The organism is Aquisalinus flavus (genome assembly GCF_014640095.1).
In the GTDB taxonomy this organism is placed as follows: domain Bacteria; phylum Pseudomonadota; class Alphaproteobacteria; order Caulobacterales; family Parvularculaceae; genus Aquisalinus; species Aquisalinus flavus.
In genome coordinates, this window is sequence record NZ_BMGH01000001.1 from 1,534,474 (window position 1) to 1,559,456 (window position 24,983).

23 protein-coding genes are annotated in these 24,983 nt (G+C 62.4%); 12 read left to right on the top strand and 11 right to left on the bottom strand.

Features of this window, described 5'->3' with window-relative positions; all coding sequences use genetic code 11:
- Positions 1–4: 4 nt before the first annotated feature.
- Entirely contained in the window at positions 5–1,333 is a 1,329-nt protein-coding gene (locus tag IEV88_RS07145) for an amidohydrolase (RefSeq protein ID WP_188159097.1), read from the bottom strand.
- A 395-nt stretch (positions 1,334–1,728) separates the two neighbouring features.
- Between IEV88_RS07145 and IEV88_RS07150 the strand changes: the two genes are divergently transcribed.
- Entirely contained in the window at positions 1,729–3,162 is a 1,434-nt protein-coding gene (locus IEV88_RS07150; RefSeq protein ID WP_188159096.1) for an alanine/glycine:cation symporter family protein, read from the top strand.
- Here the strand turns inward: IEV88_RS07150 and IEV88_RS07155 are convergent.
- The 5 genes from IEV88_RS07155 to IEV88_RS07175 all read right to left on the bottom strand — a co-directional run bounded on the left by IEV88_RS07155 (position 3,141) and on the right by IEV88_RS07175 (position 7,840).
- On the bottom strand, positions 3,141–3,539 hold the full coding sequence (locus tag IEV88_RS07155) for a hypothetical protein (protein ID WP_188159095.1): 399 nt from the start codon (positions 3,537–3,539) through the stop codon (positions 3,141–3,143). The two genes, IEV88_RS07150 and IEV88_RS07155, sit on opposite strands and share 22 nt — an antisense overlap.
- 89 nt (positions 3,540–3,628) lie before the next feature.
- Complete coding sequence (locus IEV88_RS07160) at positions 3,629–4,159, bottom strand: DinB family protein (protein WP_188159094.1); 531 nt, start codon at positions 4,157–4,159, stop codon at positions 3,629–3,631.
- Between the two features lie 104 nt (positions 4,160–4,263).
- A complete protein-coding gene (metG, locus tag IEV88_RS07165) occupies positions 4,264–5,973 on the bottom strand; it encodes a methionine--tRNA ligase (RefSeq protein WP_188159093.1) in 1,710 nt (569 codons plus the stop codon).
- A gap of 57 nt (positions 5,974–6,030) precedes the next feature.
- Complete coding sequence (locus IEV88_RS07170; RefSeq protein WP_188159092.1) at positions 6,031–6,498, bottom strand: hypothetical protein; 468 nt, start codon at positions 6,496–6,498, stop codon at positions 6,031–6,033.
- A 19-nt stretch (positions 6,499–6,517) separates the two neighbouring features.
- Positions 6,518–7,840 (bottom strand): spinster family MFS transporter, encoded by a 1,323-nt coding sequence (locus tag IEV88_RS07175; RefSeq protein ID WP_188159091.1) that lies wholly within the window; start codon positions 7,838–7,840, stop codon positions 6,518–6,520.
- 84 nt (positions 7,841–7,924) lie between these two features.
- On the opposite strand from IEV88_RS07175, the gene IEV88_RS07180 reads away from it, so the two are divergent.
- A complete protein-coding gene (locus tag IEV88_RS07180) occupies positions 7,925–8,926 on the top strand; it encodes an NADPH:quinone oxidoreductase family protein (RefSeq protein WP_188159090.1) in 1,002 nt (333 codons plus the stop codon).
- A gap of 70 nt (positions 8,927–8,996) precedes the next feature.
- Here the strand turns inward: IEV88_RS07180 and IEV88_RS07185 are convergent, their stop codons facing one another.
- The 4 genes from IEV88_RS07185 to IEV88_RS07200 all read right to left on the bottom strand — a co-directional run bounded on the left by IEV88_RS07185 (position 8,997) and on the right by IEV88_RS07200 (position 14,499).
- Positions 8,997–10,709, bottom strand: coding sequence for an ATP-binding protein (locus IEV88_RS07185; protein ID WP_188159089.1), 1,713 nt, complete (start codon positions 10,707–10,709; stop codon positions 8,997–8,999).
- Complete coding sequence (locus tag IEV88_RS07190) at positions 10,710–11,609, bottom strand: sensor histidine kinase (protein ID WP_188159088.1); 900 nt, start codon at positions 11,607–11,609, stop codon at positions 10,710–10,712. It lies immediately after the preceding gene.
- A 136-nt stretch (positions 11,610–11,745) separates the two neighbouring features.
- Positions 11,746–13,644 carry a cation:proton antiporter gene (locus IEV88_RS07195; RefSeq protein WP_229731432.1) on the bottom strand — a complete coding sequence of 633 codons (1,899 nt, stop codon included), beginning with the start codon at positions 13,642–13,644 and terminating at the stop codon, positions 11,746–11,748.
- Positions 13,645–13,722: 78 nt separating this feature from the next.
- The gene (locus IEV88_RS07200) at positions 13,723–14,499 is read right to left on the bottom strand and encodes an enoyl-CoA hydratase (RefSeq protein WP_188159086.1); all 777 of its coding nucleotides are present in this window, start codon (positions 14,497–14,499) and stop codon (positions 13,723–13,725) included.
- Positions 14,500–14,716: 217 nt separating this feature from the next.
- Between IEV88_RS07200 and IEV88_RS15315 the strand changes: the two genes are divergently transcribed.
- From IEV88_RS15315 to uvrC, 6 genes are all read left to right on the top strand, one after another.
- A complete protein-coding gene (locus IEV88_RS15315) occupies positions 14,717–14,851 on the top strand; it encodes a hypothetical protein (RefSeq protein ID WP_268235249.1) in 135 nt (44 codons plus the stop codon).
- A 47-nt stretch (positions 14,852–14,898) separates the two neighbouring features.
- Positions 14,899–15,888 (top strand): calcium/sodium antiporter, encoded by a 990-nt coding sequence (locus IEV88_RS07205; protein WP_188159085.1) that lies wholly within the window; start codon positions 14,899–14,901, stop codon positions 15,886–15,888.
- A gap of 15 nt (positions 15,889–15,903) precedes the next feature.
- Positions 15,904–16,692, top strand: a complete 789-nt coding sequence (locus IEV88_RS07210; protein WP_188159084.1) for an SDR family oxidoreductase — start codon at positions 15,904–15,906, stop codon at positions 16,690–16,692.
- A gap of 10 nt (positions 16,693–16,702) precedes the next feature.
- A complete protein-coding gene (gene folB, locus IEV88_RS07215; RefSeq protein ID WP_206711257.1) occupies positions 16,703–17,137 on the top strand; it encodes a dihydroneopterin aldolase in 435 nt (144 codons plus the stop codon).
- Between the two features lie 3 nt (positions 17,138–17,140).
- Positions 17,141–18,928: a M28 family metallopeptidase gene (locus tag IEV88_RS07220; protein WP_188159083.1), complete on the top strand. Its 1,788-nt coding sequence runs from the start codon at positions 17,141–17,143 to the stop codon at positions 18,926–18,928.
- A gap of 77 nt (positions 18,929–19,005) precedes the next feature.
- Positions 19,006–20,934, top strand: a complete 1,929-nt coding sequence (gene uvrC / locus IEV88_RS07225) for an excinuclease ABC subunit UvrC (protein WP_188159082.1) — start codon at positions 19,006–19,008, stop codon at positions 20,932–20,934.
- Between the two features lie 64 nt (positions 20,935–20,998).
- On the opposite strand, the gene IEV88_RS07230 is transcribed toward uvrC, so the two are convergent.
- The gene (locus IEV88_RS07230) at positions 20,999–21,538 is read right to left on the bottom strand and encodes an EF-hand domain-containing protein (protein ID WP_188159081.1); all 540 of its coding nucleotides are present in this window, start codon (positions 21,536–21,538) and stop codon (positions 20,999–21,001) included.
- 225 nt (positions 21,539–21,763) lie between these two features.
- Between IEV88_RS07230 and IEV88_RS07235 the strand changes: the two genes are divergently transcribed.
- The 4 genes from IEV88_RS07235 to IEV88_RS07250 all read left to right on the top strand — a co-directional run bounded on the left by IEV88_RS07235 (position 21,764) and on the right by IEV88_RS07250 (position 24,981).
- Positions 21,764–22,303, top strand: coding sequence for an RNA polymerase sigma factor (locus IEV88_RS07235; protein ID WP_188159080.1), 540 nt, complete (start codon positions 21,764–21,766; stop codon positions 22,301–22,303).
- 1 nt (position 22,304) lies between these two features.
- Positions 22,305–22,688, top strand: a complete 384-nt coding sequence (locus IEV88_RS07240; protein ID WP_188159079.1) for a DUF6768 family protein — start codon at positions 22,305–22,307, stop codon at positions 22,686–22,688.
- 947 nt (positions 22,689–23,635) lie between these two features.
- Entirely contained in the window at positions 23,636–24,169 is a 534-nt protein-coding gene (gene pgsA / locus IEV88_RS07245; RefSeq protein WP_194420142.1) for a CDP-diacylglycerol--glycerol-3-phosphate 3-phosphatidyltransferase, read from the top strand.
- 110 nt (positions 24,170–24,279) lie between these two features.
- Positions 24,280–24,981: a response regulator gene (locus tag IEV88_RS07250; protein ID WP_188159078.1), complete on the top strand. Its 702-nt coding sequence runs from the start codon at positions 24,280–24,282 to the stop codon at positions 24,979–24,981.
- Positions 24,982–24,983 lie beyond the last annotated feature (2 nt).

Sequence of the window (24,983 nt, forward strand, 5' to 3'; positions counted from 1 at the left end):
TCTCCTACTCACTGATAGCGGGCTGCAACAGGTCGAGAGCCGCGGCGGTCATCGCCTCGACCCCTGTGAGGATGGTCGGGCGCGGTTGCGGCGCAAAGAACGGCGAGTGCAGCGATGGCAGCGGGTCGCCCCCGGCTTGCGCGGCAGCAACCTTCCCCGGCGCCACGGCTCCTATCCAGAAAATCATGGTCGGGATCTTCGGCTCGAGGCGCCCATACCAGGCAAAATCCTCGCCACCCATGACCGGGTCGGCCTGGATGACGTTTTCTTCGCCGAACCGGTCCCGGAAACGGCCGGCGAGACGCTCCGCCAGCGCCGGGTCGTTATAGGTCGACGGCGTATAGTCTTCCTCGATCTCGATGCGCGGATAAAGATCCTCCGGCAGACCGGCAGAGGCGGCCTGGGCCCGTGCGATCCGCTGGATGCCGTCGAGCAGCCTGGCGCGTACTTCATCCGTATAGGATCGGACAGTCAGCTGCAGATGGGCCTCGTCGGAAATGATATTGTGCTTGGCCCCGGCGTTGAACGCCCCGACGGTGACGACGGCCGGTTCCAGCGGCGAGATTTCGCGCGAGACGAGCGTCTGCAGAGCAGTGACGATGCTTGCGCCGATAACGACCGGGTCTTTCGTCGTCTGCGGATAGGCACCGTGCCCGCCAATACCCCTCACATAGATATCGACGCTATCGACATTGGCGAGCGCCCAACCCGGTGTATAGGCAACCTTGCCCGCAGCGAGGCTGGCGGAATCGTGCAGCGCGACAACATAGTCGGGTCGCGGAAAGCGTTCATAAAGCCCGTCGTCCAGCATCGCGCGGGCACCGAGGCCGATTTCCTCCGCAGGCTGCGCGATCAGGATCAGCGTGCCGGACCACTCGCCCTTGCGCTCGACGAGCTGGCGCGCGGCACCGATCAGGGATGTCATGTGCACGTCGTGCCCGCAGGCATGCATGATCGGCTGCACCTCGCCGAAGCGGTTTTCACCCGTTGCCTTCGAGGCATAGGCCAGGCCCGTCTGCTCGGCGACCGGCAGGCCATCCATATCGGCGCGCAGGGTCACCACGGGCCCGTCGCCATTCTGCATCACGCCGACGACGCCGGTCTTGCCGACCCCCTCTGTGACATCAAATCCGAGCTTGCGGAACTCAGCCGCCATCCGGCGCGCCGTTTCGACCTCCATGAAGGACAGTTCCGGGTTGGCATGCAGGGTCTTGTACAGGCCTTCCAGATAGCCGTAGTCCGCCGCGATGTCCGCCTTCAGATCGGCAGCATTTGCCGATCCGGCAAAGAACCCGATCGCCGCAAGGGCGGCACCTGTCAGCATCTGTCGCATAAGACTTCCCTTAACCATATTCCCCGACGACCACACCGTGCCTGATCCCCTCCGCCAGCGCAAGCAAGCGCTTGCACACTGGCGCCGAGAGACCACAACCGGAACGCGCCTCAGCATTTCAGGAGAAAATCAACTGATCCCGCTTTTCGTCGTGGGGCCGGCAGGCATCATTCTGTCCTGGCTGCTTTTTCTCGTCCTGTTCGTCATGAAGGGAACGGACGCAAAGCCAGCCTGAGGCCTCTCTACATCGCAAGCCATCCTTTGCTCAGCGCAGCCTCGCGGATACAAGGCCGATATCAAGCTGCCGCGCCAACATGCCCCGTCGGTGCGCGGCCTAAATTCGTCAACATGCCCTCCGGCACTAGGTAAGAAACAAAGCAACAGACCGGGGAACGATGATTGGATTTCTGAACGACTTTTTATGGGGCAGCGTGCTGATCTACGTGCTGATCCCTATCGGCCTGTGGTTCACCATCCAGTCGCGCTTCGTGCAGGTGCGCCATTTCATCCACATGTTCTCGATCTTCGGCGAGGCCTTCGGAAAAGCCGAGGACGGCAAGCCGACATCGTTTCAGGCGCTGGCATTGTCCGTCGCGGGCCGCGTCGGCGCGGGCAACATCGCCGGTGTCGCCGTGGCGATTTCACTCGGCGGACCGGGTGCCATCTTCTGGATGTGGGTCGTCGGCCTCGTCGGCATGGCAACAAGCTTTTTCGAATGCACCCTGGCCCAGGCGTATAAGCGGCTGGAGCCGGACACCGGCACCTTTCGCGGCGGACCTGCCTATTACATCAAGCACGGCCTGTCCAAGCGGCTCGGCAAGGGCGCAATATGGCTCGCCGGCTTCTACTCGATCCTGCTCCTGGTTACCTTCGGCTTCGCCTTCAGCGTACTGCAGAGCTATGCGATCTCGACCTCCATGGCCGACGCGTTCAGCGTGCCCCCTATCGCCACAGGACTGGCGCTTGCTGCCGTCATTGCGCTCGTCATCTTCGGCGGCATTAATCGTATCACGGCGGTGACTGAGTATGTCGTGCCGATCATGGCGCTCATCTATATCGTCATGGTGGTTGTCGTAATTGCGATGAATGCCAGCGAGTTGCCGTCCGTATTCAGTCGCATCTTCGCTGGCGCCTTCGGGCTCGACGCCGCTATCGGCGGTGGCATCGGCGCGGCCGTGACGAATGGTATGCGGCGCGGCCTGTTCTCGAATGAAGCCGGGCTGGGTTCCGCCCCGAATGTCGCGGCCGTCGCCCATGTGCGCCACCCGGCCCGCCAGGGCGTCGTACAGGCGCTTTCCGTCTTCATCGACACGATGCTGATCTGCACCTGTACGGCGTCGATCATCCTGCTGTCGGACATCCAGCCAATGACGACGGATCTTGACGGGGTCGTCCTGACACAGAATGCCCTGGCCGATCACATCGGCGGCTGGGCGCAGGGCTTCATCGCCTTCGCGCTCCTGCTCTTCGTCTTCTCGTCGATCATGTACAATTACTTTTTGGGTGAGAATGCACTGAGTTTTTTCAGCCGTGACCACAAGCTGACCTATCATCTGTTCCGGATCGCGACCCTCGGCTTCATCGTTGTCGGCGCAACCATCGACTTCGGTTCGGCCTTCGCTTTCGCCGATCTCACCATGGGTGTGCTGGCGCTGACCAACCTGTTCGCGCTGATCCTGCTCTTCCCCATCGGCCTGCGCCTGATGCGCGATTTCGATGCAAAGGCCCGTGGCGGGAGAGAGCCCGGGTTCGAGGCGGGCGAGTTCCCGGACCTCGATCTGGACGCCACAGCGTGGCCGGTCTCAACTCACTCCAGCAGGAAGGAATAGCGGACGTCGTCAGTTGCCGGAGTGCGCGCCTCATAACCACCGCCATCGCGCTTGAAAACCTGCACGCAATTGTCCCTGACTGCGAGGGGGTTGAAGGACCGGCACAGCGTCGAGCCGGAAACGCTGTAATAGCCGGTCCGGACCAGAGTATGAGACGTGTAGTCGAACGTGCCGTCCTGCCAGTACCGGATTTCGTACAGCGTCCCGAGAGGCGCAAGATTGTCCTCGTCCTCCGTCATCACGACACCGGTTTCGGTGTGAGTGATCAAGAGGTCCGACAGGTTTTCAGGGCCCTTCTCACGGACGAGGAAAAACCAGGCGGTGCCGGCGGCACCAAGCACGGTAATGGCCCCCAATGCGATGAACAAAAAACGCATAACTCACTCGGCACTGTTCCCCCCCAAGCGACTTTCTAGCGGCAGGCAGTGAACGCAGCCGAAAAGAATTTACTAAAATTGTACCCGTCTCACGCCTGTTTCAGCATGTCGGAATAAGCCTGCGGCATGAACGGAATATCCGTATCGTCAGGTTTCGCGCCGGCGGCGGTGAGCATCGCGTGGACCTGCCCGCGATGGTGGGTGCCATGGTTGAACATGTGGGTGATGAGAACCCAGCGCGCCTTGGAAATTTCACGCTTCGCCGCACCGGAATACCAGCTGAGATCTCCCTCAAGGTCGGCGGGGGAGACGGTGCGAGACCAGTCGATCATCTGTCTGTCGAAATCAACCCGCGCCGCCTTCAACGCATCCCAGCCATCGATCTGGCTCACAGATGCCGGAATGCCCGGCGCTTTCGGTGCGGGGGTCCCGGCCAGCCGGCTCATCCATATCTGGTCAGCCCACAGAATATGGTTCAGCGTCTCGTGGATGGAGCGGAAGAAGGCCCCCCGATCGAGGCGGCGTTCCATCTCACTCAGCCCGTCAGCCGCACCAAGCAGAGACTCGTTCTGCCACTTGTTATAGACCGCCATCAGGCGGATATGGTCGGGGCTGATCATGGTGTTTCCTCGAATAGGTCGAGACTGGCAAGCTATCTCAGGCCTGCGTCCCGGCCATCATGCCGCGCAGCAAGGCCGCACGCAAATGAAACTCTGGCACCTTCTCAAGGCGCCTTGAAGCGGTCTTTCCATTCCTCGATCTGCGTGTCCTCGACCTTGGTCACCAGCACTTCCGGTAGCTCAAACGCCGTGCCGGGCTTTACCGTCGAGAGAATATCAACCGCCTTGCCTTCCGGCCAGGCGGGGTAGGGTTCGGTCTCGCCGAAGATTGCCATGATCCTGGCTGACATGAACGGGATGACCGGCTGGGACAGAACGCCGAACAGGCGGATCAGGTTCAGCCCCGTGCGAACGCCGACAGCGGCCTGTTCCGGATCGGTCTTGTAGGCTGTCCATGGCGCGGCGACCTGCAGATATTCATTGCCCGACACCCACATCGCCCGCAGCTCGGCGAACGCCTTGCGGAATTCCATCTGCGCCAGATACTCCGTATAGGCCGGAAGCCGCCTGTCAATCTCGGCATAGAGCGCGTGTTCGGCCGCGCCCGCCGTGCCGCCAGCGGGGACTTCCAGCCCGAACTTGGAATTGCAAAAACGCGTAATGCGGTTGACGAAATTGCCGAGCACGTCGGCGAGGTCCTTGTTTACCGACCCAGCGAAGCTTTCCAGCGTGAAGGACGTGTCATCGCTCTCCGGCGCATTGGCCATCAGATACCAGCGCCACGTATCGGCAGGCAAGAGCTCCAGTGCCTGATCCATGAAGATGCCCCGGCCCTGCGAGGTCGAGAACTTGCCGCCATACCAGGTCAGCCAGTTGAGGCTCTTCAGCGTATCGACCGTCTTCCACGGCTCTTCGGTGCCCAGCAGCGTGCACGGAAAGGAGACCGTGTGGAAGGCGACATTGTCCTTGCCCATGAATTGCACATAAGTGACCTCGTCAGCGCCCTTGTCGGTACGCCACCAGCTCTGCCAGTCCTCGCCCGACTTTTTCGCCCACTCCTCGGTTGCCGCGATATACTCGATCGGCGCGTCGAACCATACATAGAAGACCTTGTTCTCGAACCCCGGCCGCGGCGTACCATTATACGCGACGGGTACGCCCCATTTCAGGTCGCGGGTAATCGACCGGTCGCGCAGGCCCTCGTTGAGCCACTTCTTGGCGATGGATTTCGTCAGAGAGGGCCAGCGCTGCTGACCGTCGACCCACGAGGCAATCTTTTCCTGCAGCTTGGACTGCAACAGATAGAGATGCCGCGTCTCGCGCACCTCGATATCGCGTGAGCCGGATATCGCCGAATAGGGCTCGATCAGGTCGACCGGGTCGAGCAGATTGCCGCAATTATCGCACTGGTCGCCGCGCGCCTTTTCAAACCCGCAATGGGGGCATGTACCCTCGACATAGCGGTCCGGCAGGAAGCGCTCATCGGTGACCGAATAGACCTGCTCGTCAGCACGCTCCTCGATCAGGCCGTTTTCTTCCAGGACATGGGCGAAATACTGGGTCAGCTTGTGATTGGACGGGTCAGACGAGCGGCCGAAATGATCGTATGACAGGCCGAAGGCCTCGCCTGCTGTCTTCTGGATCTCGTGCTGTTCGGCGCAATATTCCTCGACGGACTGTCCGGCAGCGCGGGCGGCAAGCTCGGCCGGTGTGCCATGCTCGTCGGTAGCGCAGATATAGAGCACGTCGTTGCCCCGCGCCCGCTCGAACCGCGCATAGACATCGGCTGGCAGCATGGAGCCGACGAGATTGCCGAGATGCTTGATGCCGTTGATGTATGGCAGGGCGGACGTGATCAGGATGCGCTTGGTCATGGAATCTCACAGGCAGTGTTGTTCAGGGGCGAGAAGGCCCGCTTGGCGAGCCCTGTGCTAGCGTTGTTTTAGCATCAGGACAATGCGCAGCACCCCGGCGGCAAGCGTAATCCCGAGCAGAACCCAGTTTATCGACGCCGCCTGCTGCGGTCCGGCGATATGGATCAGATGCGCCCCGGCGAATAGCATCCAGATATACCAGGTGATATAGACCGGCACGGCCAGCCCCCGTCCCCGTCCCCAGCGGCTGATGACGGTAATGATCACCCAGGAATAGCTGACCAGCGCCCAACCATAGACCGGCCACGCATACCATGGCCCCGGCAATCGCCAGGCGACGATGAAATAGACGAAGAGCAAGGCGAGATGCAGGCCCTCGGCGATGATGAAAGGCCACCACGACCGGCGCTTGTTCGCGATATTCAGCGGCAGCGCTTCGGTCACGAAGGCTGCACAAAAAAGGACCAGCGAGACGCGGGCTGCCCCCCTTGTCAGCTCGGCAATCGTGTCAAAATCTAGTTCCATCGCAACGCTGTGCGCGACATCAGCGGGCCAAGTCAAGCCCGGCATTGCGCGCCTGTGTCCGCTCCCAGTCTTTCGGCAACCGCGTGCCTGTCCATATAAAGGCGATGATGCCGATGGCGTAGGGAACGGCCAGCGACGTCATCGACAGGCGCAGCGCCTGTTCGGCGCCATGGGCCTCTGTCAGCATGGTGGATACCCAGCCGACATAGGTCGGCCCGCCGCCGAGAGCGACAAGGTTGAGAATGAAGAAAAACAGCGCCGTCGACATCGCCCGTACCCGGATCGGCGCGAGCGTCTGGGCGATGGAAAAGGACGGCCCGAGATAGAAGCCCGACAGGAACAGATAGACCGCGGTCAGCGTCATCGCCATGGCAAAGCTCTGCACCCAGAAGGCCAGTATCAGGCAGGGTGCGCCGATCAGCAAGGCGACGGCAGGTGCCCAGGCGTAGCCGGCCTTCGTCCTGCGCCCCCACCGGTCGGCGACGATGCCACCGATGAACGTCCCGCCGGCATAGGCGATACCGTTCAGAATGCCGAAGATGACCAGCACGCGCGGCAGCGGCACCTCCGGGAATGTCCGGCCCAGATAGATGATGATAAACGCGCCGAGCGCATAGGCACCAAAGGAAGAGAAGGAAATACCGAAACACATGCCCCACCAGGACGGCACGGATAACAGCTGGCCGATGGATTTGCCCAATGGCTGCTGCGGCACCGCCGCGTCAGCCACATCCATCGCGCCGCGTTTTGGCTCCCGCACCGTCAGGCGCAGGATGACAGCCAGCACTACGCCGGGGAGGCCAACGGCGATGAACACGGTCCGCCAGTCGAGATTAGGCTGGCCGAGCAACGCAGCCGATGCGAAGTAGGCCGCCATGATCCCGAGCGGTATGCCGAGGGAATAGATGCCAAGCGCCGTGCCCCGCTCTTCCTTGCTGAACAGGTCGGAGATCATCGAGTGAGATGGCGGCGAGCCACCGGCCTCGCCAATGCCGACACCGGCCCGGGCGAGCGCGAGCTGCAGGTAATTGACCGCGAGACCGGACACTGCGGTAAACCCGCTCCAGACCGCCAGCGACACGGCGACGATATTCACGCGGTTGAACCGGTCCGCCAGCAGCGCAATCGGAATGCCGACGACCGTATAGAACAGGGCGAAGAAAAAACCGGCCAGCAGGCCGATCTGGCCGTCATCGAGGCCGAGATCGGCCTGGATATAGGGGGCGAGAATACCGAGGATCTGGCGGTCGATGAAGTTGAAGGCATAGACCAGTGTGAGCAGCAGCAGCACGTAATAGCGATAGCCCTTGCTGCGCCCTTTCAGGTTTTCTTCCACCGCCACCGATCTTCCTCCAACTGCGTCGTGTTGTTTTTATTCTGGTTGAGCCTGCTAACAATTGCCACAAACCGCAAGGAGGAAACGCATATGAAAGCCCTGATCAGCGACAAGCCCGGTGGCCCTGAAACCCTGGAATTGCGAGAGATGGTGACGCCCGTCCCCGGCCAGGGAGAGGTGCTGATTGCAGTCAGGGCCGCCAGCGCCAATTTCCCCGACACACTTGTCATCCGCGATCTCTATCAGTTCAAGCCACCGCGGCCCTTTGCGCCCGGAAGCGAGGTAGCGGGCGTCGTAGAGCGGGTTGGCGAAGGCGTGACACGGTTCAAGGAGGGCGACCGGGTTTTCGCACTGCTCACGCAGCAGGGCGGTTACGCGACCCATGCCATTGCCCACGAGACGGGTCTCCTGCCCCTGCCCGGCGACATGCCGTTCGAGGAGGCTGCGGCCTTCATGATGACCTATGGCACGTCCTACTACGCCCTGAAGGACCGCGCCCATCTGCAGGCAGGCGAGAGCCTGTTCATCTCCGGCGCGTCGGGCGGCGTCGGGTCGGCCGCGATCGAACTGGGCAAGGCCATGGGCGCCCGCGTCATCGCCGGTGTCTCCTCCCATTCCAAGGCGGAATTCTGCAAGCAAATAGGCGCGGACGAGACCATCGTCTACGACACCGAATTGAACAAGGACAACTCGAAAGACCTGTCGCGCCAGATCAAGACCATGGCCGGCGGCGACGGCGTCGATGTCGTCTATGATGCGGTCGGCGGTGCCTATGCCGAACCCGCCCTGCGGGCGCTGGCCTGGGAAGGGCGCTTTCTCGTCGTTGGTTTCCCCGCTGGCATTCCCTCGATCCCGCTGAACCTGACCCTGCTGAAAAGCTGCCAGATCGTTGGCGTGTTCTGGGGCGCGGGCGTGATGCGCGATCCGAAATCCCATGCGAAGAATGTCGAGGAGCTGTTCGCTCTGTACAAGGATGGCAAGATCAAGCCGCGCATCACCGAGCGGTTCACCCTGAAGGACGCTGCCAAGGCGCTGGAAATGCTGGAGAAGCGCGAGGCGACCGGCAAGATCGTCATCACCATGGACGATTAGGGGCCGCTCCAGCGCCATGGAAACGGTCAACTCTTCTGTATTCAAAGCAGTCCACTGAATGCAGTCTGATCTAGTCTCGCGCGCCGACGCCATAGCGCCACTGGTCGAGGACGTCCTGAAGCGCGTCCTTGTCCGCGCTGCGGTTCAGTGACGCAAGCCCGTCGCTGCTGACCCGGCGGCTGCGGCTTTCAGACGGCAGGCTTGCATCGGGCAAGCGGCGGAATCGGAATCGCATCGGCACGGGTGCGCCCTGCCCCACGGCTGCAGCCTCGCCATTGCCGAGAACGCCGACCGACGACAGCGTGTCGGTCGCGCTTTCCGGCGTGACTTCGTGCAAATAGTCCTTGTCACTGGCGCTCGCCATGCGCATGGCAAAGAGAGTGTTGCAATATTCCCAGGCCTTCCGGCTGAGAGAGCGCGGCTGCGACGTGATCATGCCGATACTGACGTTGTTCTTGCCGCTCTTCTCGATGATCTTTCCGAGGGTGCGGCTCGACAGGCTGGCATCGCCGGTATCAGCCGGCAGGAATCGATGCGCCTCCTCAAGCAGCAACAGGAAGGGCGTTGACTGTTCAGTCGCACTGGCCACGAGCTGCATGTAGCGGGTAACAGCGGAAACGACGACTTCGGTCACATCCTGTGACTGGTCGGCGAGCTGGAGCACGGTGACCGGCTTGCCCTCGACCGGGATGCGCAGCAGCTTTGACAGGAAAGCCGCAAGGGAATCCTGCGCTCCGGCACTCGACAGGAAGGTCTTGAAATGCGGGTCCTTGGCGACGGTGACGAGCCGCGTGCGCAGGCGCCGGAAGGTCTCGCCGTCATAGCGCTGGTCCGTATGCGCACTACGGTCGAGATAGCCGACCACATCGCTGAACCGGTAAGGCAGCGGCATGTCGACATTGACGGTGGAAAGCTCTGTCCCCTCGCGCACATAGCTGCTCGGATTCGCCTGGAGATAGCGCCGGCGGGCGGCGCAGACTGCCTCGCCGAGCAATTCCAGCTCGGCTTCGCTCAGCCGCCCGGCACTCGCCATGATCATGTGGACCAGTTCGCGAAAGGTCAGCATCCAGTGCGACAGCGAGCCAGAGCCGAGCCGCATGACGTTGGCGACCTTGCCGAAACAGTTCGTGTACTCATTGTTGAGGTCGATCACCACCGTCCGGCAGGGGTGCCGGTTCTGGATCAGCGTCCGCACGATTGAGGCGGCAGCACATGTCTTGCCGGCCCCGCTCATGCCAATGATCGCGAAATTGCTGTCGAGCAGCGCCCGCGCGTCAATCACTGCCGGCAGGGCCGAGCCATCGCTCATCTCGCCCACGCGGTAATAATTCTCGTTGCGGGTGCCATAGAGTACCGACTTGTCCTCCAGCGTCAGCGAGGCCGCGATATCGCCGAGCGAGGGATAGGCCGTGATGCCGCGGCGGAACAGGCGCGCGCCGGCTTCACCGACACGAAACTCGCCGATAATGCCGAGCTCTGCGATCAGGACATTGCCCTCCTCCTCGCCAATGCCGGCGGCAGGTGCGCTCAAGCCCGCCACGCTCGCAACGATATCCGCCCTGCCCGTCTCGAGACAGACCGCGTCGCCGATGCGTGGCATGTGTTCGGCTTCATGATCCTCCGGCAGGTCGATCATCATCAGGACCCGCGAGCCGCTGACCGAGACGACCTTGCCGATACGCATGCGCAGCTGCTCATCCGCGATCCGGCGGAAACTCGTCACGGTTTCCTCGCGCGGACGCTCCGTGCCCGGTGCCGGCCGTGCCTGCGCCTGTTCGCTCATCTAGCCCGCCATCCTCGCCGGCATCGCACTGGCGGCCGGCTCGCCGGTCATCATCGACAGCTCCCCGGCCGGCAGGGCCATGCGCACGGTCGTGCCGGATCCTTTCATGCTCTTCACGCTGAACCGTCCCCCGTTGAGTTCGATAAAAGACTTGGCGATCGGCAAGCCGATGCCGACCCCCTCATATTTGCGGTCGAGGCCCTGATGTACCTGCTCGAATATGCGCAGCGCCCTGTCGAGTTCCTGCGGAGTCATGCCGATACCATTGTCCTGTACCGCCAGATAGACCCAGTTGCGGTTGTCCTGCTTGCGGCCCATGCGGGCGATGACTTTCGTCTCGCCGCCAGCATCGCAATAGGTGATCGCATTCTCGACCAGGTGCGAGATGGCGGTGATCACCTTGTCAGGGTCGATGAAAATGTCCGGCAGGTCGTCATCGACGCTCAGCGACAGGGTGACATCGGCGCCCTCGGCCATCGGCTTCAGGCGATTCACGACTTCCTCGAGAATGTCGAGGACCGGCGTTGCCTGCTGGTTCAGCCTGGCACCGCCGCTTTCGGCCGCAGCAAGCTCCAGCAATGTGTTGATATGGCCGAGCAGCAGGTCAGCCGATTGCAGGATATAGTCGAGATATTCGCTCGTCTGCTGTTCGCTCAGGCCGTATCGCTTGGCGTCCTTCATCATCGTCGCAAAACCGACAATGGCGTTCAGCGGTGTGCGCAGCTCGTGGTTCATATTGGCGAGGAAATCGCCGCGAGACCGGTAGGCCAGTTCTGCCTCGATCTTGGCTGCCCGCAGGGTAATATTGGCCCTCCGCCGCGCCAGCGCATCGCTGTAGCGGTCGATATAGTCATCCAGCAGGGAGCCGCCGGACCGGGCAAGACGACGAGTGGGCAGCATTGCGTTCACCTTCGTTAAAGGGCTATCACCGCAACACTTACCGCGAGGTTAATATTTTCTTAGCGTGCCAGAAGCCCGGGACAAAGTGGCGGCTCCTGCCCTTGACGAAGGTCCTTGATGACCAGCGCGCTGATGATCAGGGCGTTTCCGGTTTTCCGTCATTCGGCAGATGATTGAGCGCCTCTTCCTTCTTGCGTTCGATCTCACCCTTTTCGTCCCGTGAGCTCTCCTCGTCATTCTCCGGCTCGGCCCGCACCTTCAACGCCTCAGGCGGCACATAGGCGAGGATCGTATCGCCGGCTTCCGGCTTTAGCGGACTGTCGCCGGAAGCAATGAATATCTGTTCCTTGCGGATCATCATCATCGGCTCGCCTTCGCCAAGATCCTTGAGATAGCGCTCGGGCGGATATTCCTCCGACAGGCGGGTCACCTGGAACACCCAGCCGGCATAATGGCGGCGCAACAATTCATCGAGGCCGGTGCGGCTGGCAAACAGCGTGCGGCCCTGCAGGGCATAGGACAAAGAGCGGCGCTCATTGTCCTCCTTCGCCCTTGTCGAGACCTGGAAGATCACGGCCCGGCCCATTTCCGGGGCGAGGTCGGTACAGACAAGGGAGTTATGAGCCTCGTTGCCGCCCACAGCGAGCAGGAAGCCGAACTGGTTGAGGTCGAGATGGTGTTCGGTCACCTCCGACAGGATCTCGCCATAATAGGTCGGCACCCCGGCCTGACGGGCCGGCCTGAGCGCCCGCCAGCTATCGTCGGCGATAACCACATGCTTGCCAAGATCCATCAACTTCTTTGCCAGCGCCACCGACCATGTGGTCGAGCCGACGATGAGAAAGCCGGGCTTGGAAGAAGACGCCAGATTCAGCATTTTCGCCAGCGGTGTAATGGTGAAGCCATGGATGACGACAGTCGCAAAAACCATGGCGAAGGCGAGCGGGATCATCTGCTCTCCGTCGGGCATGCCAAGGTCCACCAGGACACCGGCGAAGAAACCGGAAACGGCAACGGCGACAATCCCCCGCGGCGCGATCCACGCGACCAGTAAGCGCTCCGACCATTTCAGGTCGGTGCCGAGCAGAGACAGGATGATGGTGACCGGCCGGACGATGAAGATCATTGCGGACACGAAGGCCAGAGTCTGCCAGTTCAACGCTGCCGAAATCGTGTCCCAGGTCAGGTTGGCCGTGAGGATGACGAACACGCCGGAGACGAACAGGACAGCGATGTTTTCCTTGAAGTGCCGGATCTGGTTGATGGATGGCAGCTTGGAGTTGGCGATGGTGACACCCATGGCGGTGACGGCGAGCAGTCCCGCCTCTTCCTGCAACAGGTTGGCGACCTCGAACCCGACCAGCACGGTGGTCAGCAGCACGGGCGGCTTGAGATATTCAGGCACCCAGCCCCGGATAAAGGCGATGACGATCATCCGGCCGAGGATAATGCCCCAGCCGACGGCAAGGATCGTACCGAGGAAGACGCTGCCGACTGCCTCGGCCCCGGAATAGCCGCCTTGCTGAAGGCTGATATATTCATAGACGCCGACGGCCAGGACGGCGCCGATCGGGTCGTTGATGATACCTTCCCACTTCAACAGCGCGGCCGGTTTCTGGGCGAGACGCGCCTGGCGCAGCAGAGGCATGATCACCGTCGGGCCTGTCACCACCATGATGCCGGCGAACAGGATCGAGACGGTCCAGGACAGTCCGGCGAGGTAGTAAGCGGCCAGCGAGCCCAGGATCCAGGCGATGAACACACCGGGTATGACGAGACGCAGCACGGCGCTGCCGACAGAGCCCTTGATCTCCTCGAATTTCAGCGAGAGACCGCCCTCGAACAGGATCACCGCCACAGCGACCGCGATGATCGGGCTGTAGAACTCGCCGAAATCCTCTTCGGGGCTGATCAGGCCGAGCACCGGGCCGACCAGCAGGCCGGCAAGCGACATCAATACGATCGCCGGCAGGTTCAGCCGCCAGGCAAACCATTGCGCACCGACCCCGATCACCCCGATCAGGGCAAAGCTCATGATTAGGTTTTCCATTCAACCCCTTGATCTAGCTGGCAGTCCCTGCGGGACAATCTCACGGCTCGTGAGCCGGTCCCTCTACGCGTTCTTGAAGCCCGGCTTGCGCTTCTCGATGAAGGCTGCCATGCCCTCTTTCTGGTCTTCCGTGGCAAAGACCGAGTGGAAGGTCCGGCGCTCGAACAGCATGCCTTCGGCAAGGCTCGTCTCATACGACCGGTTCACCGCTTCCTTGCACATCATTACCGACGGCGCTGAGAATCCCGCGATCTTGCGCGCCGTCTCCAGCGCGTCCTGCATCAGGTCGGCGACGGGGACGATGCGCGAGACCAGCCCGCAGCGTTCGGCTTCATCGGCGTTCATCATGCGGCCCGTCAGACACATCTCCATCGCCTTCGACTTGCCGATGAAGCGGGTCAGGCGCTGGGTGCCGCCTGCGCCCGGGATGGCGCCGATGCTGATCTCCGGCTGGCCGAATTTCGCATTGTCGGCCGCGATGATGAAATCGCACATCATCGCGAGTTCACAGCCGCCGCCCAGCGCATAGCCCGCCACCGCCGCGATCACCGGCTTGCGGCACTTGGCGGCCTGCTCCCAGTTTGCCGTAATGAAGTCGTTCTTGTAGGCGTCCATATAGGACTTGTCCGCCATCTCCTTGATGTCGGCCCCCGCCGCGAACGCCTTTTCGGAGCCGGTAATGATCATCGCCCCGATCTGCGGGTCCTTGTCCCCCTTCTTCAGGGCATCCGTCAATTCGTCCATCAGCTGCAGGTTCAGCGCATTGAGCGCCTTGGGCCGGTTCAGCGTGATGATGAAAACGCGGTCATCGGTTTTGGTTTCGATGCAGGTATAAGCCATTTAATGCCCCCTCGGGTCAGCCTGGTAATTGGTTGCGCTTATCGCAGCCCGCCCGATCAACGCAAGTACGGGAGTAACCGGCGGCGACGCGCTCCGTTTTGCCGCCACGAGTGTATATGGTGCGACGCAATAGGAAAACCGCCCCAATTTAAGGGTGACGCCGCAAACGGGGCAGCCTATATACGGCGCTTACATTCCTATCTTCCGGAGATAACACATGGCTCTCATTGTCGTTCTCATCGCCCTGACAATTGCGTTCTTCGTGCTCAACATCGCGCCGTTGGTGGTGATCAGCCTGTTCATCCTGTCCTTTGCCGTGCTCAACAAGCTGGAAAAGAACGCCGTCGACTGATCGTCGAGTGGACCAGACTGACCATCACGCGGGAGATTTAGCCAGGCATGCTTATTCAGATCGGTTTTATCGTCGTCGGCCTTCTCATCCTGCTGGTTGCGGGTGACCTGCTGGTACGCGGCGCTGTCAATCTGGCAACCCAGCTCAAAATTCCGACCCTGCTGATCTCGCTGACGATCGTCGCCTTCGGCACGTCGGCACCGGAATTCGTCGTCTCGCTTCAGGATGTGCTCAATGGCGGCGATAACGGTATCGCGATGGGCAATATCATCGGCTCGAACATCGCCAACATCCTGCTCGTACTTGGCCTGCCCGCCGTGATCACGCCGATGGCCCTGCATCTGAAAGGGTTGCGGCGTCATGCGACAGTCATGCTTGTTGCCACCGCCGCGTTCATTTTCATGGCCTTCTACTCCGGCATTCTGGCGTTGGTCTGGGGTCTGATCCTCATGGCGATGATCCTTGCCTATATTGCCTATGTCGGTGTCCACGCCATGAAGGGTGACAGCAGCGAAGAGGCCCTGCTCGATGATATCGAGGAATATAGCGAGACAAGCGGCAGTGCGTGGAAGACGCCCCTGTTCCTGATCCTCGGTCTCGTCGGCCTGCCGATCGGTGCGCATCTGCTGATCGACAATGGTTCGGCGCTTGCCAGCACGCTCGGCATCCGCGAGGAACTGATCGGGCTGACCATCGTCGCCTTCGGCACCTCGCTGCCGGAACTGGCGACAGTGGTTGCCGCCGCCGTGAAGAAACATGCCGATGTCGCGGTCGGCAATATCGTCGGCTCGAACATCTTCAACATTCTCTTTGTAGGCGGCGCAGCCGGTATTGCCTCGGTCGCGCCGGGCGCCACACCATCCTTTTTCCCGTTCGAGATGCGCTTCATCGATATGCCGGTGATGGCTGTCGCCGCGCTCGTCCTGGCAATTCTGATCTATGCCCGCGGCACCATCACAAGGCTTCTGGGCGCGGTCATGGCCGCTGGTTATGTCGCCTATATCATGTTCCTCGGTATCAATGCCGGCATCGTCTGACCTTGCGAGACGCCCATGAGCGACGGCAACACACCAAGCAATTCCGCATCACGGGGCACTGCCCTCGTCACCGGCGGGGGCGTGCGGGTCGGGCGGGCGCTTTGCGTGGCGCTGGCGAAGGCAGGCTTCGACGTCGCGGTTCACTATAATTCCTCAGAAGGCCCTGCATCCGAAACGGCATCCCTGATAGAATCGGCCGGCGGAAAGGCGCAGACCTTCCAGGGCGACCTCACGGATGCTGACAAGACATCGGATCTGGTGCCGGCAGTCAGCAGGGCGATGGGTCCCCTGAGCCTGCTCGTCAACAACGCCTCCCTGTTTGAAAATGACAGCCTCGGCGACTTCAGTCTCGATGGCTGGCACGCTCATATGAATGCCAATCTTCTGGCGCCAATGCTGCTCGCCAAGGCCTTTGCCGGGCAGGCAGAGCACGGCTGCAACAACATGATCGCCAACATCATCGACCAGCGAGTATGGGCCCTGACGCCACGCTTTTTCTCCTATACCCTGTCCAAATCCGCCCTGTGGACGGCGACCCGGACGCTGGCTCAGGACCTCGGCCCCAGGGGCATCCGCGTGAATGCCATCGGGCCGGGTCCGACGCTGAAGAACGCCCGCCAGTCGGATGCGGACTGGCAGGCCCAGAACGATGCGCTGATCCTGCGCAAGGGGCCGGACCCGCACGATATCGCCGCCGCCCTGATTTATCTGGTCGACTCCCGCGCCGTAACGGGCCAGATGATCGCCGTCGACGGGGGCCAGCACCTGGCGTGGGAAACGCCGGACGTGACCGTAAACGAATAGGAACTGCCTTTTGAAACAGACAAGCCAGACCGACACGCTGCGCGCCCTCCATCCGCGCCAGGGTGAAGGTGCCCCGCATCGAACGATTTTCGTGCGTGGCCTGAAGCTCGACGCCAATATCGGTGCCTATGATAGCGAGATGGGCCGGACCCAGCCGGTGGTGATCAGCCTCGAGGTCGAGGTCCAGGAGCCTGCCGATCCGGTCTCCGACAGTCTCGAAGACGTTGTCTGCTACAACCGGCTGGTCGAGACAATCCGGGAAATCCTCGCCGACGGCCATATCAGGCTGGTCGAAACACTGGCCGAACGGATCGCGGCTGAATGTCTTGCCCATCCCATGAGCCTGTCTGTTAAAGTGCGGGTAGAAAAGCCCGAGGCGATCGAGGAAGCGGAGGCCGCCGGGGTCGAGATCACCAGAACCAAACGACTTGATCAGGGAGCCTGACATATGACCAGAACCATCCTTACCAAAGCCGGCGCACTGGCCGCCATCTCGGTGTTGGCGGTTGCTGCCTGTACCGAAGACACACCGCCGCCTGAAAATGGCGGAGCCGAACTGGAAGCCCCGGTCTCCGATGCGGCCATGCCGGTTACCGCAGAGGGCGATGCGAACCCGCAAATGGCGTCAGCCTCCTTCGACATACCCGCCATCCCGTCCCTGCCCGCGATCGATACAGAGGCCCTGAGAAGCGGGATCGCAACCCTCGCCTCTGACGCGTTCGAAGGCCGCGCCCCGGCCACGCCGGGCGGCCAGAAGACAGTCGCCTGGCTGGAACAGCAGTTCAGCGACATCGGCCTGGAACCGGCGCTGGGCGACAGCTATCGACAGGACGTGCCGCTGGTCGAGATCACCGCCGATCCGCGCCAGTCCTATCTGACCATCAACGAGGATGACGGCGCCTCGCGCACGCTTGCCTATGGCGCCGAGACCGTGTTCTGGACCAAGAATGTCGTCGAGAACGTCACCTTCGATGACAGCGACATGGTCTTTGTCGGCTTCGGCATCGTCGCGCCGGAATATGGCTGGAACGACTATGAGGGCATCGACGCCGAGGGCAAGACGGTCGTCATGCTGATCAATGATCCCGGCTTCTATCTGGAAGACGAGGACATGTTCAACGGCAAGGCGATGACCTATTACGGCCGCTGGACCTACAAGTTCGAGGAGGCCGCGCGCCAGGGCGCCGATGCGGCGATCATCGTGCACCAGACCGCGCCCGCCTCCTATGGTTGGGGCGTGGTCGAAGGCTCCTGGAGCGGCCCGCAGATCGACCTGCAGCGCCCGGATGCCGGCAACCGCGCCGACATGGAAGCGTGGATCACCGAGGATGTCGCGACCGAGCTGTTCGCCAGCGCCGGGCTGGATTTTGCCGAACAGGCGGCTTCCGCGCTGACGGCAGATTTTGCCCCCGTGCCCATGACCGGGCTGTCGGCCAGCGGCAAGATCGCCAACACCATTTCGCGCAGCAATTCTGCCAATGTCGCGGCGATCCTGCCGGGCAGCGAGATGCCGGATGAGTACGTCCTCTACATGGCCCACTGGGATCATATCGGCCGCATCGCCGACGCTGAACCGGACGAGGATGCGATCTATAACGGTGCCGTCGATAATGCCACCGGCACCGTTGGTATCGTCGAGATTGCCCGCAGCTTTGCGGCTGCCGAAACCGCGCCCGAACGCTCGCTGCTCTTCGTTGCCGTGACAGCGGAAGAATCCGGGCTGCTTGGCTCTGCCTATATGGCGGACTATCCGATCGTCCCGCTCGACGCGATCGTCGGCGGGGTGAATATCGACGCGCTGCTCCCCACGCCGCCGGCGAGGGATCTCGTCGTCATCGGTTATGGCGCCTCCGAACTGGAAGCCCTGCTTGAAGCCGCTGGCGCGAACCGGAACATGTATCTGCGACCCGACGCCAACCCGCAGGCCGGCTATTTCTATCGCTCCGACCACATCTCCCTCGCCAAGAAGGGCGTGCCGATGCTCTATGCCGATAGCGGTATCGACCTTGTCGAGGGTGGCGAGGACGCCGGCCGCGTCTTCAGCGACGACTACACCGAGAACCATTATCACGCGCCGTCTGACGAATATTCGCCGGACTGGGACCTCAGCGGCATCGTCAGCACGCTGGAAGTGCTCCGCGACACCGGCGCCTATATGGCGTATTCGGACATTCAGCCAAACTGGTATGAGGGCAATGAGTTTCGCGCCCTGCGTGACCAGATGATGGCCGACTAGGCCGTTGCGCGCATCGGCGCATACAACCGGCGGCGGCTTGCACCGACCGCCGGTTTTTCTATCTATAGAACTGTTCCATGACCGATTCACCGACCCCCCCTTCCGCGCTGAAAGGCGCCGCCCTTATCGCCGACCAGGTCAAGCGCCTGCCGGAAAAGCCCGGCGTTTATCGCATGGTCGGCGATGGCGGGGATATCCTCTATGTCGGCAAGGCGCGGAACCTGAAGCGGCGCGTCGCCAACTATGCCAAGGGCACGGGCCATTCCAACCGCATCATGCGCATGATCGCCGAGACCCGGTCGATGGAATTCGTCGTCACCGAGACCGAGACCGAGAGCCTTCTGCTCGAGGCGAACCTGATCAAGCAGCTCAAGCCGAAATTCAACGTGCTGCTGCGCGACGACAAGTCGTTCCCCTACATCCTGATCGCGACCGACCATACCGCCCCGCAGATCGTCAAGCATCGCGGCGCGCAGAAACGCAAGGGCCATTATTTCGGCCCCTTCGCCTCTGCCGGGGCGGTCAACCGCACCATCAACACGCTGCAGAAGGCGTTCCTCCTGCGCACCTGCACCGACAGCGTCTATGAGGGCCGCACCCGCCCCTGCCTGCTGCACCAGATCAAGCGCTGCGCGGCACCCTGCGTCGATCTTGTCGACAGGGAGGGCTATGACGCGCTGGTCAGGGATGCAGTCGACTTCCTCAACGGCAAGAACCGGCAGATCCAGGGCGAATTGTCCGCCGAGATGGAGCGCGCCTCGGAGGATCTCGACTTCGAACGCGCCGCATCCCTGCGCGACCGGATCCGGGCGCTGACCTATGTTCAGGAGAGCCAGGACATCAATCCGGGCACGGTCACGAATGCCGATGTCTTCGCCCTGCATCACGAGGGCGGACAGGCCTGTATCCAGACCTTCTTTTTCCGTGCCGGGCAGAACTGGGGCAACCACAATTTCTTTCCGCGTCATGACCGGGAAGATACGAGTGCGGAGATCCTGCAGGCCTTCCTTGCCCAGTTCTATGACGGGCGCGAGGCGCCGCGGCTGATCCTGATCAGCGAGGAGATCGAGGAGGCCCCGCTGCTGATGGAAGCGCTCGCCATCAAGGCCGGGCACAAGATCGAAATTCTCGCGCCCCAGCGCGGCGAGAAGCGCGACCTCGTCAATCACGCGCTGATGAATGCCCGCGAGGCGCTTGGCCGGCGGCTGTCGGAAAGCGCCAGCCAGAAGAAGCTGATGGCCCAGCTGTGCGAGACGCTCGGCATGGACCAGCCCCCTGCCCGCATCGAAGTCTATGACAACTCCCACATCTCCGGCACCAATGCGCTGGGCGGGATGATCGTCGCTGGCGAGGAAGGCTTCCGCAAGAACGCCTATCGCAAGTTCAACATCAAGTCCGACGAGATCACGCCCGGCGACGATTTCGGCATGATGCGCGAAGTGCTGACGCGGCGCTTCTCCCGCCTCGTCAAGGAAGAGACGCCGGGCTCCGACAACTGGCCGGGCCTCGTCGTCATCGATGGCGGCGCGGGCCAGCTTTCAGCCGCCAGAGCGGTGATGGAAGACGCCGGTCTCGCCATCGGTCCGCAGACGGAACAAGGCGAGATCATGCTCGTCTCCATCGCCAAGGGCAGGCGCGAGGACGAGCGCGGGCGCAAGCGCACCGACCGCACGGCCTCGGCGACCGGCGAGCAGTTCTTCATCCCCGGCAAGCCGCCCTTCACGCTGGAAGCGCGCAGCCCGGTCCTCTATTACCTGCAGCGCCTGCGCGACGAGGCGCATCGCTTTGCCATCGGCTCGCACCGGGCGCGGCGCAAGAGGCAGATGACGACAAACCCGCTCGATTCGATCGAGGGCGTCGGCGGCAAGCGCAAGAAGGCGCTGTTGCATCATTTCGGCTCGGCCAAGGCCGTTGCCCGCGCCAAGGCGGAGGACCTTGCCGCCGTCGAGGGCATTTCCGAGGCAATGGCGACGCGCATTTACGACCACTTCCACGGCGCCAAATAAGACCGGTCCGGCATCGCTGCCGGACCGCTGGAAAGGCGGGATAGTCAGGCCTGTCGAGGGGAGGTCAGTCCTCCCTGCCGGTTCCGGATTTGCCGGATTTGCGATCCGCCCAGCGCTGTTTCATGGTTTCGCGCATCGCCTCGCGGGCGGCGTCGGCCTCGGCGCGGGTGATATTGCCATCACCATCGGTGTCGACCTTGTCGAGATGTTCCGGCTCATGGGCGAGGAACTCGGCCTGAGAAATGACACCGTCACCATCCGTATCGAGACGGTCGACAGGATTGCCGCGATCACGCGCCTCGTTGCCGGCACCGGCGCGGCGCTCGGCGATCCGTTCGGCCATCCGCTCTTTCATTCCCGTACGGCGGGCTTCCTGAGCAGCCTTCATTTCCTCCTCGGTGACATAGCCATTGCCATCGGCATCGAGCTCGATGAACATGGCCAGCTTGGCGGCGTCGCGCTCGGCGGGGGTGATGACGCCGTCGCCATTGGTATCGACCCGCTCGAACATGTCTTTGCCCCGGTCACCTTGCGCCATCGCGGCGGTTGAAATGGACAGTGCAGCGAGGCTGCCGGCGGCGATCAACATTGATTTCCTGATCATGGGTGGTTCCTTTCGGGTGGTTGGTTTCTCCCTGACACCCCTTTAACGGTACTGCGCCGGGAACCTGTCGCGGCTGACATGACCGTAATGATTCTGCCCGAACCGGCGTAAACAGGAGCGGCAGGCCGGATGCCAGGGGTCGCCTCGCAGGATTTTGCTGCGTTGCGTTGAACCTTTTGGCCGCCGCCGGCGACTACACTTGCGAACAGGGATTGGATGCAGGCGGTGACGCAGACGCAAACAGACAGGGTCTATGACGAGCTGCTCGTCACGCTGATCAAGGCCGGCGAGGCGGGCGCCGCGGAACGGCTGGCCGCACGCTGGCAGCCGCGGCTCATCCGGGTCGCAAGGCGACTGCTGCGCGACGACGACCAGGCCCGCGAGGCGGTGCAGGAAGCATGGACCGGTATCTGCCGTGGCTGGCACGGCCTGTCCGACCCGGCGAAATTCCCGGCCTGGGCGTTCGGCATCCTCCACCGCAAATGCGCCGACCGCATCCGCCACGAGCAGCGATCCCGCGCCCGGCACGATAGCGGCGCGGACCCGCTGGCGCTGCCGGTCATGGCGGGGGCGGAAGATCACGCGGCGATCACCCAGGCGCTCGGAATGCTGAGCCCGGACCACCGGACCGCCGCCATCCTCTATTTCGGCGAGGGGCTGACGCTCGCCGAGATCGCCATCGCGACGGGCGTGCCCACCGGCACCGCCAAGTCGCGCATCTTCCACGCGCGGCAACGACTGAAAACGCTTCTGAAAGGAGACTGAAATGCCGGATTTTGACGATAGACTGAGAGAGGGCCTGGGCGGCCCGCTGAGTGCCGATGACCGGGCCTTCCTCGACAAGCTCGACAGCGAGAAGGGCATGTTCGAGAGCCTCGGCTTTTCCTTCCAGGGCAAGCTGAAAGTCTGGGCGATGCTGGCCACGGCGCTGACCTTCGTCATGTCGGGCCTTGGCCTGTGGGCCGTGTGGCAGATGTTCGAGGCCGACACGACCCGCGGGCTGATCCTGTGGGCCGCCGCCGGCTGGGCCGCCTGGACCATGCAGATCGGCCTGAAGCAATGGCTGTGGGACCGTATCCGCATGCTGAACATATTGCGCGAGCTGAAGAAAATAGAACTGCGCCTCGCCCGGCTGGAAGACCGGGGTTAACCCCGCTCTCTCTCCCGTTCTTTTGCCGGGCAGCGGCCTCTCCATCTGGAGGGGCCGCGCCGGTTTTGAGGCGAGCGCAGTGGGTGTTTCACCGGTGTCTGCTACTTGTGGAGACCCATCAATTCTTGTCATGCCGGGGCACCCGTCAGGGTGAACCCGGGACCTGTTTTCCAGAGACGGTGCCTTGATGAAAGATCGGTGCCGCATGCGGTTCTGTTGTTTCGCCCCCTCACCGCCTCTGGCATTCGGCGCTGCAAATGATTCACTGGATCATTTGCAAGTCGCCTCATGGATCCCGGCTCGCGCTGCGCCTGGCCGGGACGACAAGAGAGGCAGCACTTCAAGCACCGGCAAGCAATGCTCGCGGTGTCGAGAATTATGAGGGGGCCCGTGCATGGCGGCCATCGCCTCTGAAATAATAAAATGACTGGCATAGCTCTCGCCATGCACGGCGGCGTTCGATGCGGGGCCAAATTGCATAGCTCTCCCGCCCACGGGCTACCGTGGGACGCCGTTCCGCCGGACGATGCAAAGCTGTACACACCCTCAATTGCCGGCAGAAACCTGATGGGATGGCGTCAGGCGCAGGTCACGCCCCCGGCCATCCCCTCGGCCATGATCCTCACCATGGCCTGCGGTGAATATAGCCGCGTGGCGATGGGCGGGGATAAGTATCGTGGGCGTTTTTTGGTCGGGCGTTATCAGGGCCCTCACCCGAAATTCCCTGCAGGAATTTCGACCTCTCCCGGGAGGGAGAGGTAGGGCATTGCGCAAAATTCAAGATCGGTCCCTACCTCTCCCTGTGTGTGTTGGGGGGAGAGGTCAAAATCAGCCTGCTGATTTCGGGTGAGGGCCTTTCGGGAAGGCCTACTCCGGCAACAGGAACAGCGCTGCGACCCCGCAAATCTCCTTCCCCATCCCCCCGGATCACCCTACACATTTCGCCCATGGCCAATGCTCTGACACTGCTGCGAATCTTCCTGATCGTGCCGTTTACTGCGGTGATGTTCGCGCCGGGCGATCCGGCGCAGTGGACGGCGCTGTTGCTGTTTCTTGCCGCCGGGGCGACGGACTTCCTCGACGGGCGGGTTGCCCGGGCGCGGGGCGAGACGTCGCGGCTCGGGGCCATGCTCGACCCGATTGCAGACAAGCTGCTGACGACCGCGGCGCTGTTCCTGCTGGTCATGACCGGGGAGCTTTACGGCATCCACATCCTGGCCGGGCTGTCGATCCTGTTGCGCGAGATCTGGGTCGCCGGTCTGCGCGAAGCGCTGGCGGGGCGCAGCGTGCTCGCCGTCTCGCCGCTGGCCAAGGTGAAGACCACGGCGCAGTTCGTTGCCATTGCCGTGTTGCTGGTGCCCTGGGGCGGGACGATGGTCGCGCTCGGGCTCGTGCTGTTATGGATCGCCGCGGCACTGACCCTGTTCACCGGCTATCAGTACACCCGCGCTGCCCTGCCGGTATTGCAGGAAAAACCGTAGGCGATGCCCGCCGGGGACCCGGTTCTTGCGGCTGTTTTTCCGGGCAAATTGCGTGCTAGTGTAGGCGGCATGATCCGCCAACAAGAAGACATGAAGGAACAGCCTGCCCCGTGAGCAAGAGTGCCATCGCCCCGGATGAGGATGCCCCGCATATCCTGATCGTCGATGACGATTCGCGCATCTGCGAGCTGCTCAAGCGTTTCCTGAAGGACAATGGTTATCACGCGACGACGGCAAGCAGTGCGGCGCAGGCGCGCAAGCTGATGGCGGGGCTGTCCTTCGACCTGCTGATCCTCGACGTGATGATGCCGGGCGAGACCGGGTTCGAGCTGACCCAGTCGCTGCGCGAGACATCCTCGGTGCCGATCATCCTGTTGACCGCGCGGGGCCAGTCCGGCGACCGGATCGAGGGGCTGGAACGCGGCGCCGACGATTACATGGCCAAGCCGTTCGAGCCGCGCGAGCTGCTGCTGCGCATCCGCAACCTGATGAAACGGCGCGAGGCCGATGGCGCGCGCAAGACGGAATTTTCCTTCGGCGATTGCGTGTTCCACCCGGCCCGGGGCGAGCTGAAACGCGCCGGCGACATGGTGAAGCTGACCAGCGGCGAACTGGATCTGTTGCGCACGCTGGTGCAGAAGCCGGGTGCGCCGATCTCCCGCGCGGCGCTGGCCGAGAAGACCTCCGCCGCCATGGACCGGTCGATCGACGTGCAGGTCACCCGCCTGCGCAAGAAGATCGAGGACGATCCGCGCAACCCGATGATCCTGCAGACCGTGCGCGGCGTCGGCTATGCGCTGATGGTGGACTGACC